The sequence below is a fragment of the Embleya sp. L77 genome, assembly GCF_055557415.1.
Map to the genome: position 1 here is coordinate 3,505,001 of NZ_CM145709.1, position 14,185 is coordinate 3,519,185.

Consider the following 14,185-nt stretch of genomic DNA (forward strand, 5'->3'; position numbering starts at 1 on the left):
TTGCGCATTTCCCAAGTAGCACGGGGCCCGAGAAATCCCGTGTGAATCCGGCGGGACCACCCGCTAAGCCTAAATATTCCCTGGTGACCGATAGCGGACTAGTACCGTGAGGGAAAGGTGAAAAGTACCCCGGGAGGGGAGTGAAATAGTACCTGAAACCGTGTGCCTACAAGCCGTGGGAGCGTCGTCATCCGCGTTTAGTCGTGGGTGGCCGTGACTGCGTGCCTTTTGAAGAATGAGCCTGCGAGTTTGCGGTGTGTGGCGAGGTTAACCCGTGTGGGGTAGCCGTAGCGAAAGCGAGTCCGAACAGGGCGATTGAGTCGCGCGCCCAAGACCCGAAGCGGAGTGATCTAGCCATGGGCAGGGTGAAGCGCGGGTAAGACCGTGTGGAGGCCCGAACCCACCAGGGTTGAAAACCTGGGGGATGACCTGTGGTTAGGGGTGAAAGGCCAATCAAACTCCGTGATAGCTGGTTCTCCCCGAAATGCATTTAGGTGCAGCGTCGTGTGTTTCTTGCCGGAGGTAGAGCACTGGATTGTTGATGGGCCTCACCAGGTTACTGAGATAAGCCAAACTCCGAATGCCGGTAAGTGAGAGCGCGGCAGTGAGACTGCGGGGGATAAGCTCCGTGGTCGAGAGGGAAACAGCCCAGAGCACCGACTAAGGCCCCCAAGCGTGCGCTAAGTGGGAAAGGATGTGGAGTCGCAGAGACAACCAGGAGGTTGGCTTAGAAGCAGCCACCCTTGAAAGAGTGCGTAATAGCTCACTGGTCAAGTGATTCCGCGCCGATAATGTAGCGGGGCTCAAGCGCACCGCCGAAGTCGTGTCATTCGTGCATATAGCCAAGCCTTCGTGGTTCAGGCGTACGGATGGGTAGGGGAGCGTCGTGCAGCGAGTGAAGTCGCGGTGGAAACCAGCGGTGGACGCTGCACGAGTGAGAATGCAGGCATGAGTAGCGAATCACACGTGAGAAACGTGTGCGCCGGATGACCAAGGGTTCCTGGGGCAGGCTAATCCGCCCAGGGTAAGTCGGGACCTAAGGCGAGGCCGACAGGCGTAGTCGATGGACAACGGGTTGATATTCCCGTACCCGCTACGATGCGCCAGCGCTGAACCTCGTGATGTTAAGGCCGTGAAGCCGCCGGGATCCTTCGGGTGAACGGTTTTGGTGGAGCCGCCGAACCAATCGGGTAGTAGGTGAGCGATGGGGTGACGCAGGAAGGTAGTCCAGCCCGGGCGGTGGTAGTCCCGGGGTAAGGGTGTAGGGCGTTGTGTAGGCAAATCCGCACAACACGAGCCTGAGACCTGATGCCGACCCGATTGTGGGGAAGTGGATGATCCTATGCTGCCGAGAAAAGCCTCTAGCGAGTGTCGTGGCGGCCCGTACCCCAAACCGACTCAGGTGGTCAGGTAGAGAATACTAAGGCGTTCGGGTGAACTGTGGTTAAGGAACTCGGCAAAATGCCCCCGTAACTTCGGGAGAAGGGGGGCCATTGTTGGTGAGGAGACTTGCTCTCCGAGCTGGTGGTGGCCGCAGAGACCAGCGAGAAGCGACTGTTTACTAAAAACACAGGTCCGTGCGAAGTCGTAAGACGATGTATACGGACTGACGCCTGCCCGGTGCTGGAACGTTAAGGGGACCGGTTAGCTCTTCGGGGCGAGGCTGAGAACTTAAGCGCCAGTAAACGGCGGTGGTAACTATAACCATCCTAAGGTAGCGAAATTCCTTGTCGGGTAAGTTCCGACCTGCACGAATGGCGTAACGACTTCTCGACTGTCTCAACCACAGGCCCGGTGAAATTGCACTACGAGTAAAGATGCTCGTTTCGCGCAGCAGGACGGAAAGACCCCGGGACCTTTACTATAGTTTGATATTGGTGTTCGGTTCGGCTTGTGTAGGATAGGTGGGAGACTTTGAAGCGGACACGCCAGTGTTCGTGGAGTCATCGTTGAAATACCACTCTGGTCGTGCTGGATGTCTAACCTGGGTCCGTGATCCGGATCAGGGACAGTGTCTGATGGGTAGTTTAACTGGGGCGGTTGCCTCCTAAAGGGTAACGGAGGCGCCCAAAGGTTCCCTCATCCTGGTTGGCAATCAGGTGTCGAGTGTAAGTGCACAAGGGAGCTTGACTGTGAGACCGACAGGTCGAGCAGGTGCGAAAGCAGGGACTAGTGATCCGGCGGTGGCTTGTGGAAGCGCCGTCGCTCAACGGATAAAAGGTACCCCGGGGATAACAGGCTGATCTTCCCCAAGAGTCCATATCGACGGGATGGTTTGGCACCTCGATGTCGGCTCGTCGCATCCTGGGGCTGGAGTAGGTCCCAAGGGTTGGGCTGTTCGCCCATTAAAGCGGTACGCGAGCTGGGTTTAGAACGTCGTGAGACAGTTCGGTCCCTATCCGCTGTGCGCGTAGGAGTCTTGAGAAGGGCTGTCCCTAGTACGAGAGGACCGGGACGGACGAACCTCTGGTGTGCCAGTTGTTCTGCCAAGGGCATGGCTGGTTGGCTACGTTCGGGAGGGATAACCGCTGAAAGCATCTAAGCGGGAAGCTTGCTTCGAGATGAGGACTCCCACCAACTTCGGTTGGGTAAGGCCCCCGAGAGACGATCGGGTTGATAGGCCGGGTGTGGAAGCCCTGTAAGGGGTGGAGCTGACCGGTACTAATAGGCCGAGGACTTGTCCTCAGTTGCTACGCGTCCACTGTGTGGTTCCCGAACCGCAATCGGTTTCGGGGAACCCGTTTTGATAATTGAATCACCGCATGTGATTTCTGGTTCACCGAACGACCCTATTGTTGGGTTCGATGGTTTTCCGGTGGTCTTGGCGGAGAGGAAACGCCCGGTCTCATTCCGAACCCGGAAGCTAAGCTCTCCAGCGCCGATGGTACTGCACTCGAAGGGGTGTGGGAGAGTAGGACGCCGCCGGAATTTACGTGTGAAAGGCCCATCCCGAACAGGGATGGGCCTTTTGCGTTTTTCGAGTGCGGTATGGTCGTGCGCATGCCTGACAACGAGATGGATCCTGCAGCCAGTACTCAGATGTTCCGGGCTTTCGTGAACGAGGACCGCCCTGCGGCCCCCGGCGAACCGGCCCGGCGCAGCACCCCGCCGGTGATGTTGATCGCCGGGGTCGTGATCGCGATCATCGTCGTCGCGGTGGCCGTACTCATTGCCGTCAGCTGACATACCGACGGGCGGGCCCCAATTGTTCGGGGACCCGCCCGAGGTATGCGGTGAATCGGTATTCGCCGCAGCGGTGATCACCGCGCGGGTGGGTGGCTCAGTCGGTCACGGCGACGGCCACAGGGCGACCACACAACCGTCGTCCTCGCGCAGGCGAAGGCCCTCGTCCACGTCGCGCAGGTAATCGAAGAGGGACGGCGGCGTACGCCAATCCTCGGCGAGACGTGGCGCGAGTCCGGCCGTGGGCTGACCGAGTGCCTCGGCGAAGCCGCCGGTCATCATGACCAGAACGTCGGTCGGACGCCACGTGGTTCGGCAGATGCGAAGCTGGTCGTCGCCCGCCTGGTCGGGGATCGCCGCGGGGGCGGTCTCCACGGACGCGTCCCGGATGCCCAGCGGCGCACGCCAACCACCCTGGGCCAGGCGGAGCACGGTGCTGTCGCCGAGCACGGCCATGTCGACCCGATCGTCCTCCAGCGGATCCGCAGCGGTGACCAATATCGCCAGGCGTGTGGCAGGTTCCGAGCGGCCGAGCTCGTGTGCCCGGTCGGCGGTTCCGGCGAGCCTGGTGCGCAGGTCCTCCTCGACCTCGGCCTGCACCCCGGCCCAGTCCCAGTTCTCGTGTCGTTCGCGTGCGACCATCCTGGCGACCGTGCGGTAGGCGCTGCGGACCGCGATCTGCGCGGCGAGTTCGGACGCGTGCGCGTTGTCGACGCCGTCGCAGACGATCGCGATGGTCCACCGCGCGCTCGGGTCCGGCCCGACGGCGAAGCAGTTCTGCCTCGGCAGGCCCTGCTGCTGGTGCAGTTCGCCGCGGACGCCGGCGGCGCGAACGTTCAACCGGCCCAGTCGGCCACCGTCGACGACCATGCCGCCGCCGTCGGCGAGCGCGGGTGGGGGCAACATGCGCAACATCCTTCGGGGTACCTCGTCGGCCACGCTCTCCGCGGCCGGTCCGGGGCGGTAGGGCACGCGGGGGGCCGCGGGCACCGGCACGAACGAGGTGCCGGGCCCGCCGTCGTCGTCCTGATCCGGTGCGGTGCCGGCGTCGAACCGGCGTCGGTCGTCGGGCTCGTCGTCGAGGGCGGGCATCGTGTCGACCGTCGCCCGATCGGACTCCGCCGCCGGGGCGGGCCTGCGCTTGGGGATCGGCGGGTAGTTCGGGCGGCGTTCGGACGCCGGGCTCGGTCCCGGGTCGAGCGGGTCGACCGGATCCATCGGATCGGCGGGTTCGATGTCGTCCTCGGGCTCCGGCTGCCACTTCGGCGTCGGGTCCTCGCGGCGTCCCGGGCGTGAGGTGCCGCGGGACGGGGGCAGTACGCCCTGCGGCTCGCGGTGCAGTCGGTCGGGCGGCATGGTGTCGCCGGGAATGCTGTCCGACATCGGCGTGCCGGGGGACGGCGAGGAGCCGAGCATGACGTCTTCCCAGTGCGAGGAGCCGGTCCGCCGCCGGGTGCGTCCCGACGTCGGGGGCGGGGCCGCGTCGTAGTCGGCGTCGTACTCCGGGCCCTGGTCGCGGCCGTAGTCGTAGCCGGCGTCGGCCTCGTACGGATCGCGCCGCCCGAAGCCGGGTCGGCGGTCGTAGGGATCCGGCTCCTCCTCCTCGGCGGGTGCGCCGAAGCCGAACCAGTTCGCGACCCGGCGCGCCCGGCCGGAGCGGCGTCCGCCCTGATCCGGTGCCGGGTCCGGGTAGCCCATCGGCCCCTCGGGCGCGACGCCGTTGCGGTCGTACTCCGGGTCGGGGCGACGGTCGTAGTCGGGATCCGGCCGACGGTCGTAGTCCGGATCGGGACGTTCGCGACCGGTCGCGCCGGGACGTCGTGGACCCTGTGCTCGCGGGATGGGCTCGGCCGGCGAACCATCGCCGGGGGTGTGGCGCTTGCTGGTACCGTCCGGCACGGCTTCCTCCTTCGCGTCGGGCCGGCCGGCGAGCCGGTCCCGTCGTGTCGCCGGTGGGCGTACCGTCCCCCCACCCGTGCGACAGGTATCAACAGGTATAGCGTGCACGGCCCGTGCCCGTGTGCGCACGCGCGCGCATTGGCCCCCACTTTGCCGCAGGGCCGTCCGGATCACCGTGCGGATGGCGGGCTCCTACCCGGAATCCCCGTGCTCGGTACCTATTTGACGGCGTATCACGGAAACTCTCGGACACCGTGCCGGCGTTCCCCGTCCGGGCCGCGGATCTGCCGGATCGGTCGGGTCGACGGCCGTTAAGCGAAGTGGCCGGAAAATACGGGTGGTTGGTCTTCCGGTCGGCGGTCGACGCGAGCACCGGTGGATGCCGTACCGGTGCGCGGCCCCTCTCGGGTGAGGTGTTCGTCGCTCTCCGCCGATGCACCGCCCCGTCGCCGATGATGCGTTCGTCTCTCCATACGGCACCGTCTGGAGCAAGTGACCTGGTCGTCACTACAGTGGTGCTCGTCGCGCGGTAGCAACGACCGGTTGTTTTCCAGGTGGTTCCCGCGCGCTCACGAACACTTCCTCTTCGGGAGCACAACCGCATGCGCATACGCACCACCCGCCTCGCGACCCTCGCCGTCACGGCGGCGCTCACGCTCGGCGGATCCGTCGCGGTGACCTCGTCGGCCTCGGCCGACGCGGGCAGCAGCGACGCCAACGTCTCGGCCCGAGGCGGACTCGGCATCGTCACGAGCGCGTCGGCCACGGCCGACGCGGCCGGTACGTACACGATCACCTGGACCGACCGGTGGCCCGGCCCGATGCACGTGTACGCGTCCACCGACGTGGATCGCTTCACCCGGCTCGTCGGCACCACCCAAGGCACCTCGCTGACCGTGTCCGGCCTGGACCCGGCCCAGCGCTGGTACTTCAACGTCACCCCGGTCGGCCCGTTCGTCGGCGTGGTCACCGCACCGCGCTCGCTGGGCCTGCAGAGTGCGCCCAACGCGCGCGACATCGGCGGCTACCGCACCGATCGGGGCCTGACCGTCAAGTACGGCCAGGTCTTCCGTACCGACGCGCTCGGCAAGGCGACCGACGCGGACGTGGCCCGGCTCGCGAGCCTGGGCGTGGACGAGGCCGCGGACTTCCGTACGGACACCGAGATCGCCGGCAACGGCGTGAACCGACTGCCCGCGGGCACCCCGATCAAGAACCTGCCGATCGCCGACGGCAACCTGACCAACATCACCAACGCCGCGGTGGGCAGCCGGGATCCAATCAAGCAGCAGGAGCTGCTGGGCGACGGCAAGGCCGCCGCCGCGCTGGAGAACATCTACCGCGGCTTCGTCGACGACCCGGCCCAGCGTGCGCAGTTCACCACCGTGCTGCGGGACATCGCGGACGGCAAGAGGGTGATCTACAACTGCACGGCGGGCAAGGACCGCACCGGGTGGATGACCGCGATCGTCCTCAAGGCGCTCGGTGTCGACGACGCCACCGTCTACGCCGACTACCTCGCCTCGAACGACAACCTTCGGGCCCGCAACGAGGGCACGAAGGCCGGTCTCAAGGCCGCCGGGCTGATGCAGGATCCGAGCCTGATGGACCCGCTCCTGTACGTGCAGAAGTCGTACCTGGACACGGCGTTCGCGCAGGTGCAGACGAAGTACGGCTCGTTCGACGACTACCTGCGCACGGGTCTGGGCATCGACCCGATCACCGAACTCAAGCTCCGGGCACGGCTGCTCACCCTCTGAGCACCCGGTCGACCTCGCGGACGGCCTCGACCTGCCGCCCGGCAAGGGCTCTGACGCACCGTCAGGGTCATTGCCGGGCAGCGGTCGGGGCCGGTTCGCTCAGGCGGACAGATCGGCGCGCAGGCGCGCCAGCGCACGGGCCAGCAGGCGGGACACGTGCATCTGCGAGATCCCCAGCCGCTCGCCGATCTGCGACTGCGTCATGTTGCCGAAGAAGCGCAGCATGATGATCTGCCGGTCGCGCGGACTCATCCGAGCCAGCAACGGTCGCAGTGCCTCGCGGTACTCGACGCCGTCGAGCGCCTCGTCCTCTTGTCCCAACCGGGCGATCAGCGCGTTGTCGCGATCGTCGTCGAGGTCGTGTGCGTCCAGCGACGCAGGCGAGTAGGCGTTGGCCGCCTCCATGCCCTCGAGGATCTCCTCGACGGTCAGGTTCAGGTGTTTGGCGAGCTCGACCACTGTCGGGGCGCGGTCGTACTTGTGGTTGAACTGCTCGGTGGCCTCGGCCAGCGCCAGGCGCAACTCCTGGAGCCGGCGCGGTACCCGCACGCTCCACGAGGTGTCCCGGAAGAAGCGCTTGATCTCGCCGATGATGGTCGGCACCGCGTAGGTGGGGAACTCGACGCCGCGATGCGGGTCGAAGCGGTCTATCGCCTTGATCAGCCCGATCGTGCCCACCTGGAGCACGTCCTCGTACTGGTCCGTGCGACTGCGGAAGCGGTTGGCCGCGAAGCGCACCAGGGGCAGGTTCAGCTCGACCAGGGTGCTGCGCACGTAGGCGTGCTCGGCCGATCCCTCGACGACATCGGTGAGGCGGAGCAGGAGGGTTCGGGACAGCGTGCGCGTGTCCTGGGGGGTGTCGGTGCCGGAACCCCTGACCGCGCGAACGCGGGGGATGCCGGTACGGGGAAGGCGCGCGGGCGCGGCCCGGTCGGCGATCGAGCCGGCCGTGCCCTCGTGGGAAGCATCTCGCAGCAGCACTGGAGAGCCCACCTCCTCGTCGGTCCTGGAGCGGAACCTGGCCGCTGCCGGCCATGGTGGAACGGCAGCCGTCGTTCGGTACCCCCTTACCGGCGCGGGTCACCGCCCCAAACCCCTTGCGACATCACCGATTTGTCAGGTGATGCGGGTGTATCTAGCGGCATGTCGACAGTACGAAAGCCGCAAATCACCGCAAAGAAAATTCGAGGTTTTACCAGCTGTTTCGTGTTACTCGCCGGTCATGCCGATTAGTCGACGTCGGGACCGAACAATTGATCGCACACCTTGAGGTAGACGGCGTCGGGCCGGGGCACGTAACCGACCTCCTTGAGTGGTTGATCCTGCCCGGCGGACTCCATCACGAACGTCCCGTGCCCGAGTATTCGGCCGCCCGGCGTGCGCCGGTAGCTCATGTCGGTCACCTTGGCCAGCGGCATCATGTTGACCCGCTTGGCGATCAGCCCGCCGGCCAGGATGATCCGCTTGTCGGTCACGATGAAGTAGTCGTTGCGCCAGGTGAGTACGTGCCCCGAGCACCACAGCAGGAGTCCCGCCCCGATCGGCCACACGCCGTAGCGCACGGCCAGGTTCTCGGCCGGGAAATACCACAGCAGCAGGAGCAACAGGGCCATCCCGAGGGCGGTGGTCGCCAGCGGGCGCAGGATGATCGCCCAGTGCCGACGCACCGCTATCGCGCAGGTCTCGGTGGGCAGCAGGTATCTGCGTATCGCGTGTGGGTCGACGGTGGAGCCGGTGACCGGTCCCGCCCCCACCTCTCGACGTGCCCGCCTCAGCTCGTCCAGCCGCTGATCTGATCGCCACACCACTTGGCGGCGGACGACATCGCCTGGAACCACTGCGCTACCAGGTCGGATGCCTTTTCCGGCGTGGCGATGATCGTGTAGATGACGAAAACGATCAGGAGCAGCGTCAGGATCCTTTTGGTCTGCGCCTGCATCTCCCCGCCTCCCCGAATGAGGTGTCGGGGAGAAACAATAGGGGAGAGGGAGCAGCCGCGGGGGGACCGGCCACTTCCTCTCCCCTGTGGGACCCCCGCCGGAGCAAAGGTGGGTCGTACCTTTGCAGCATCGGCAAACAGTCCCGGGTGCCTGCGGGGCTCCTGCCCAGCCCCGGGCACCCTTCCAGCATGCGCCGAGGTGTGCCGCCGCGCATCCGGCGTTCGGCCTGACGTGGAAGGGCCTTGGTCCCGCTTGGCGCCCGCGCTCGCGAGCCGCCCCCGGACGGCCGAACCCGCAGGTGGGTGCCGGGGTCGACCGGATGGGCCGAGCGGCACTCCGAGCCCTTTCCGGCGGCCGCCCCTAGCCGGCGGTGCCGTACAGCCGGTCGCCCGCGTCGCCCAGGCCCGGGACGATGTAGCCGTGCTCGTTGAGCCGCTCGTCAATCGACGCGGTCACGACGGTGACGTTGGCCTCGGTGTCCTGGAACGCCTCCTGCATCACCTTGACGCCCTCGGGCGCGGCGAGCAGGCAGATCGCGGTCACGTCGTGCGCGCCGCGATCCAGAAGCAGCTTGGTGGCCGCGATCAGGGTGCCGCCGGTGGCGAGCATCGGGTCGAGCACGTACGCCTGCCGGCCGCTGAGGTCGTCCGGCATCCGGGTCGCGTAGGTCGACGGTTCGAGGGTGTCCTCGTTGCGGATCATCCCGAGGAAGCCGACCTCGGCCGTCGGCAGCAGCCGCACCATGCCGTCGAGCATGCCCAGCCCGGCCCGCAGGATCGGCACCACCAGCGGACGCGGGTAGGAGAGCTTGACGCCGGTGGTCTCGCTGACCGGCGTGCTGATCGCCACCGGGTCGACGCGTACGCCTCGGGTCGCCTCGTAGGCGAGCAGCGTGACCAGTTCGTCGGCAAGCCTCCGGAAGGTCGGCGAGTCGGTGCGCCGGTCGCGCAGGGTGGAGAGCTTGTGGGCCACCAGAGGATGGTCGACGACGTGAATCCGCATGCTGCGACATTAGCCGTTTGGCCTGGCGGCGACCCGGCCGGGTTGTCGCATTCGAGGCGTGTTCGGTGGCATTCGCCGACCGGGCGACCGGCCCGACTCGTGTGTTTGCGGGAATGTCGGGCAAATTGCGATCGTTGCACCGATTTGCGAACACGCATCCGGTGCCACCTACCGGTGTCGATGACTGAGCCGGCGCGTCCCGGGAACTACTGCCACGTCGGTTCCGGAGGCATTTCGAGCCCAGGGGCGTGGTGATGGAGAGTCGGGAACCTCGAACGACGGCGGCCGAGCGCCGCGAGGAGGAGGCGGCGCGCCGCCGCCGGCGCACCCTCTTCCTGCGCGAACTGGCCGAGGCGCGCGAGCTGCGGGCCCGCATCCAGCCGCGACGCGTGCGCAATGAGCGGCTACGGCAGATGATGCGGATGCGTACGTTCCGTTACTGAATTCGACCGATCCTTGATCGTCTCGGTGACCTTGTTCGTCAACGTGCGCCAATTCCCGTCGTCGTGGTCCGGTATCTGCCACGATGCGAGGGACAACGCCGAAGCGAACGATCTTGGAGAGTCCCGTGGCGTACTTCGCCGCAGTGCTCGTACGTACAGACGAGCAGTGGGAGGCCCGTGAAGCCGACCTCGACGATGTCGAGGACTCGGCGGGGATGACCGCGCTGGCACGGTCGGCGGCGGTGGACGACGAGCCGGTGCTTTTGTTCGTCGAACAGGAGGACACCTGGTTCGCGGTCGTCCGAGTGGACGGTGAGGAGGATCCGCGCATCTACGTCTCCGACGTGGCCGCGGTGTCCCGCAGCGCCTACGCGGACGCGTTGCTGACGGCCGACGTGCTGGACGGCCTGGAGGAGGACGACGAGGCCATGCTGCCGCCCGGCCCCGCCGGCGACGAGACGGTGCTCGTGGACCTGGGCGTGTCGGCCCAGCTGCTGGCCGACCTCGCCGGCGAGGCGGGTCTGCCGGCGGACGCCATCGCGGTGATAGCGGAACGTCTGGGCTGCGCGGACGAGTTGGAGACGGTCCGCTGAGCACGATGCCCCCACCGGTGCCCGAGCCCCCGTTCGACCCCGCGTTGCGCAGGTGGGAGCCGGCCATGCGGCTGGCCCTGGCCGAGGCGGCCCTGGCGGTCGACACCGGGGATGTGCCGGTGGGGTGCGTGGTGCTCGGCCCGGACGGCGCGGTGCTCGGCCGCGGCCGCAACGAACGCGAGGCGCACGGCGACCCGACGGCCCACGCCGAGATCCTCGCTCTGCGCGAGGCCGCCAAGGCCGTCGGTGAGTGGCGCCTGTCCGGATGCACCCTGGTGGTCACCCTGGAGCCCTGCACGATGTGCGCGGGCGCCCTCGTGCTGGCCCGGGTGGACCGGGTGGTCTTCGGCGCCTGGGACCCCAAGGCCGGCGCCGCCGGCTCACTGTGGGACGTCCTGCGCGACCGGGGCCTCAACCACCGCCCCGAGGTGCTCGGCGGCGTCGCGGCGGCGGACTGCACCGCCGTCCTGCGCGACTTCTTCACCCACACCCGCTCCCCGGAAACCGGTTACGAAGCACACCCCGGCATCCGGTAAGCTCTCTCTCGGTAGCGTGTCCGAGTGGCCTAAGGAGCACGCCTCGAAAGCGTGTGATGGTGCAAGCTATCCGTGGGTTCAAATCCCACCGCTACCGCTCTTGAGCAGGACGAATGAAGGACCCGACCGCATGCGGTCGGGTCCTTTTTCGTGTCCGGCCCCGTTCGGCCGTTCAGGCGGGGAGGGGCTCCAGGGCGGTGTCGTCGAAGGGTGGGTAGGTGTCGGCGCCCGTTCGTTCGGCTGCGTCGATGTAGTCGGCGAGGGCGTCGCGGGATCGGGCGAGCAGGTCCAGCTGATCCTCCAGGCGACGCAGCCGTGACCGCATCGCGGCGAGCAGTTCGGGACACCCGGGCAGTTCCGGGGCCTCTCCGACCGCGCAGGGCAGCAGGTACGCGATGTCCTCGGAGGACAGCCGGGCGCCGAGCAGGTGCCGGATCTGTTTCACCCGCAGCACGGCGGTCTCGTCGTACTCGCGGTAGCCGTTCGTGCCGCGGTCGGCCGTCAACAGGCCCTGGGCCTCGTAGTAGCGCAACTGATGGGCGTTGACGCCCGTCCGACGACTCAGTTCCCCGATCCGCATCGAACCTCACTTGACCTTCATACCGGTATCAACGTTGACGATGCTGCCATGAACAACACAAGCGATACACCCGTGGCCGTGAGCGTCATCGGACTCGGACTGATGGGTCGGGCGCTCGCCGGCGCCTTCCTGAAGGCCGGGCACCCCACCACCGTGTGGAACCGTACGCCGGCCCGAGCCGACCGGTTGGTGGCCGAAGGGGCCCGCCTGGCGCCGACGGTCGACGATGCGCTGAAGGCGGGTTCGGTGGCGATCATTTGCGTCACCGACTACCAGGCCGTGTACGAATTGCTCGGTGCGAGTGCCGGCGCGTTGCACGGCACGATGTTGATCAACCTGACGTCGGGCGACTCGGCCCAGGCCCGGGAAGCCGCCCGGTGGGCCGAGGAGCGCGGCGCCCGATACCTGGACGGCGCCATCATGGCCATTCCGTCGGCGATCGGGACCGCCGAGGCGGTGATTTTGCACAGTGGGCCGCAGCCGTACTTCGAGGCGCACAAGTCGATACTCGAGGCGCTCGGCACCGTCACCCACCTCGGTGCGGACCACGGACTGGCGGCACTGTACGACGTGGCCGGCCTGGCCATGATGTGGAGCGTCCTGAACGCCTGGCTCCAGGGCACCGCCCTGGTCGGGACGGCCGGGGTCGACGCCACGGCGTTCGCGCCGTTCGCGCGGCAGATCGCCGCCGGTGTGGCCGAATGGCTGCCCGGCTATGCCGAGCAGATCGCCCGCGGCTCGTACCCGGCCGAGGTGTCGGCTCTGGAGACCGACGTGCGGGCGATGGCGCACCTGATCGAGGAGAGCGAGGCGGTGGGCGTCAACGCCGAACTGCCGAGGTTGATCAAGGCCATGGCCGACCGCTCGATCGCCGCCGGACACGGCGGGGAGCAGTACCCCGTGCTGATCGAAGAGTTCGGCAAACCCGGCCGAAACTGATCCGTCCCGGCCCCGGACCCGGGCGCTCCGAGGCCCTCTCAAGCGAACCAGCGGGCAGGGCGGTCGGGCTCGGCGTGCCGCTGCCGCCTCCGCGGGGGCGCGGGGCGGCAGCGGGTGGGGTCGTCGGCGGCTCAGCAGCCCGGGGGCAGGCTCGCCGGCGGCGGGGGCGGCGGGGACAGGATCGCGGCGGCCGCCTCGGGGGTGGCCAGGTCGGTCCAGCCGTCGCCGATCACCAGGTCGACCGTGCCGTCGGTGCGCTGGTCCTCCTTGTCGGTGCTCGCCGCCACCTGGGCCGCGACCACCTTCGCCGGAGTGGCGCCGGGGAAGCCGTGCCGGATCTCGGCGGTGGCCGCGATCGGCTGGTTCAGCGGGTCGTTGGTCACCTTGCCGATGGTGAAGCCGCGCACCTTGAGCGCCTCACTGACGGTCTTGGCCAGACCGCCCCGCTTGGTCGCGTTGTAGACGTTCACCGTGATCGTCTTGGGCTCGGGCAGCGCCGCGGGCGGGGCGGCCGGCGGGGCCGAGGCCGTCGGCGAGGGGCACGCGGCGGCCTTGTCGCCGCTGTCGTCGGACGTGAAGTGGTACACGCCCCAGCCCGCCGTGGCCAGCACGACCAGGCCGACCACGATCGCGATGACGACGGGCATGCGTCGCCTGCGCCGCGTCATCCGCGGATACAGCTTGCCAGTGATCTTGTACTGGCCTCCCATGCCGCGGGGAGTGAGCATGCTCATCGGTGTGCCCCCGTCCTCCTCCTGCACGGCATGGCCGTGATCCCGGTCGCCATGGAGTCGAGGTTAGCGCCGACGCGGCACCTTGCGTATCCGGGCACGGCCGTACGCGAGACGACCACCTGATCGGGCCGCCGGGGTTGCGTGCTCAGCCGAGTTCGAGCACGCGCGCGTGCAGCACCTGGCGCTGTTGGAGCGCGGCCCGGACCGCGCGATGCAGTCCGTCCTCCAGGTAGAGGTCGCCCTGCCATTTCACGACGTGCGCGAAGAGGTCGCCGTAGAAGGTCGAGTCCTCGGCGAGCAGCGTGTCGAGGTCGAGTTGCCGCTTCGTCGTGATGAGTTGGTCCAGACGCACGGGCCGCGGGGCGATGTCGGCCCATTGCCGGGCACCCGACCTCCCGTGGTCCGGGTACGGTTTGCCGTCACCGATCCGCTTGAAGATCACAGGCTCAGCCTACCGGGATCGCGGTCGCCTAACCCCCACCCGGCACCGAAGAGAAGGAGCGGGGGTGCGGATCACGCCGGCTCGGATGGCCGATCCGGCGGGGCAATCGGGATATTTCTCGCCCTATCGGTGTA

The 14,185-nt window shown here is 67.5% G+C and carries 14 protein-coding genes, 1 tRNA gene and 2 rRNA genes (1 of these 17 only partly in view); 9 read left to right on the top strand and 8 right to left on the bottom strand.

From position 1 onward, the window contains the following. The 3 genes from ACZOOI_RS14975 to ACZOOI_RS14985 all read left to right on the top strand — a co-directional run. A 23S ribosomal RNA gene (locus ACZOOI_RS14975) occupies positions 1-2,685 on the top strand; it begins 444 nt to the left of the window's first position. 126 nt (positions 2,686-2,811) lie between these two features. Beyond that, positions 2,812-2,928 (top strand): 5S ribosomal RNA (gene rrf, locus ACZOOI_RS14980). A 72-nt stretch (positions 2,929-3,000) separates the two neighbouring features. Beyond that, positions 3,001-3,183, top strand: coding sequence for a hypothetical protein (locus ACZOOI_RS14985; protein WP_391586252.1), 183 nt, complete (start codon positions 3,001-3,003; stop codon positions 3,181-3,183). A 105-nt stretch (positions 3,184-3,288) separates the two neighbouring features. On the opposite strand, the gene ACZOOI_RS14990 is transcribed toward ACZOOI_RS14985, so the two are convergent. Then, a complete protein-coding gene (locus ACZOOI_RS14990) occupies positions 3,289-5,082 on the bottom strand; it encodes a protein phosphatase 2C domain-containing protein (protein ID WP_465276348.1) in 1,794 nt (597 codons plus the stop codon). 602 nt (positions 5,083-5,684) lie between these two features. Between ACZOOI_RS14990 and ACZOOI_RS14995 the strand changes: the two genes are divergently transcribed. Next, a complete protein-coding gene (locus tag ACZOOI_RS14995) occupies positions 5,685-6,842 on the top strand; it encodes a tyrosine-protein phosphatase (RefSeq protein WP_465276349.1) in 1,158 nt (385 codons plus the stop codon). Positions 6,843-6,941: 99 nt separating this feature from the next. On the opposite strand, the gene ACZOOI_RS15000 is transcribed toward ACZOOI_RS14995, so the two are convergent. The 4 genes from ACZOOI_RS15000 to upp form a co-directional block, all read right to left on the bottom strand. Continuing rightward, positions 6,942-7,823: a SigB/SigF/SigG family RNA polymerase sigma factor gene (locus ACZOOI_RS15000; RefSeq protein WP_396009268.1), complete on the bottom strand. Its 882-nt coding sequence runs from the start codon at positions 7,821-7,823 to the stop codon at positions 6,942-6,944. Between the two features lie 248 nt (positions 7,824-8,071). Further along, entirely contained in the window at positions 8,072-8,596 is a 525-nt protein-coding gene (locus tag ACZOOI_RS15005) for a PH domain-containing protein (protein WP_465276350.1), read from the bottom strand. A 17-nt stretch (positions 8,597-8,613) separates the two neighbouring features. After that, positions 8,614-8,781, bottom strand: coding sequence for a hypothetical protein (locus ACZOOI_RS15010; RefSeq protein WP_020556777.1), 168 nt, complete (start codon positions 8,779-8,781; stop codon positions 8,614-8,616). A 361-nt stretch (positions 8,782-9,142) separates the two neighbouring features. Then, a complete protein-coding gene (gene upp, locus ACZOOI_RS15015) occupies positions 9,143-9,784 on the bottom strand; it encodes a uracil phosphoribosyltransferase (RefSeq protein ID WP_020556778.1) in 642 nt (213 codons plus the stop codon). A gap of 254 nt (positions 9,785-10,038) precedes the next feature. Here upp and ACZOOI_RS15020 point away from each other — a divergent pair, with 254 nt between their 5' ends. The 4 genes from ACZOOI_RS15020 (at position 10,039) to ACZOOI_RS15035 (ending at position 11,453) form a co-directional block, all read left to right on the top strand. After that, positions 10,039-10,227: a hypothetical protein gene (locus tag ACZOOI_RS15020; RefSeq protein ID WP_026219506.1), complete on the top strand. Its 189-nt coding sequence runs from the start codon at positions 10,039-10,041 to the stop codon at positions 10,225-10,227. An 83-nt stretch (positions 10,228-10,310) separates the two neighbouring features. Further along, positions 10,311-10,820 carry a tRNA adenosine deaminase-associated protein gene (locus ACZOOI_RS15025; protein WP_465276351.1) on the top strand — a complete coding sequence of 170 codons (510 nt, stop codon included), beginning with the start codon at positions 10,311-10,313 and terminating at the stop codon, positions 10,818-10,820. A gap of 5 nt (positions 10,821-10,825) precedes the next feature. Further along, on the top strand, positions 10,826-11,356 hold the full coding sequence (gene tadA, locus ACZOOI_RS15030; protein ID WP_465276352.1) for a tRNA adenosine(34) deaminase TadA: 531 nt from the start codon (positions 10,826-10,828) through the stop codon (positions 11,354-11,356). 10 nt (positions 11,357-11,366) lie between these two features. Beyond that, positions 11,367-11,453 (top strand) — tRNA-Ser (locus ACZOOI_RS15035). Positions 11,454-11,528: 75 nt separating this feature from the next. Here ACZOOI_RS15035 and ACZOOI_RS15040 read toward each other — a convergent pair. Continuing rightward, positions 11,529-11,936, bottom strand: a complete 408-nt coding sequence (locus ACZOOI_RS15040) for a MerR family transcriptional regulator (protein ID WP_465276353.1) — start codon at positions 11,934-11,936, stop codon at positions 11,529-11,531. Between the two features lie 48 nt (positions 11,937-11,984). Between ACZOOI_RS15040 and ACZOOI_RS15045 the strand changes: the two genes are divergently transcribed. Then, on the top strand, positions 11,985-12,875 hold the full coding sequence (locus tag ACZOOI_RS15045; protein WP_465276354.1) for an NAD(P)-dependent oxidoreductase: 891 nt from the start codon (positions 11,985-11,987) through the stop codon (positions 12,873-12,875). A gap of 131 nt (positions 12,876-13,006) precedes the next feature. Here ACZOOI_RS15045 and ACZOOI_RS15050 read toward each other — a convergent pair whose 3' ends face one another. After that, positions 13,007-13,609, bottom strand: a complete 603-nt coding sequence (locus ACZOOI_RS15050) for a LytR C-terminal domain-containing protein (protein WP_465276355.1) — start codon at positions 13,607-13,609, stop codon at positions 13,007-13,009. 145 nt (positions 13,610-13,754) lie between these two features. Continuing rightward, positions 13,755-14,051, bottom strand: coding sequence for a type II toxin-antitoxin system VapB family antitoxin (locus tag ACZOOI_RS15055; RefSeq protein WP_020556786.1), 297 nt, complete (start codon positions 14,049-14,051; stop codon positions 13,755-13,757). Positions 14,052-14,185: the final 134 nt, after the last annotated feature.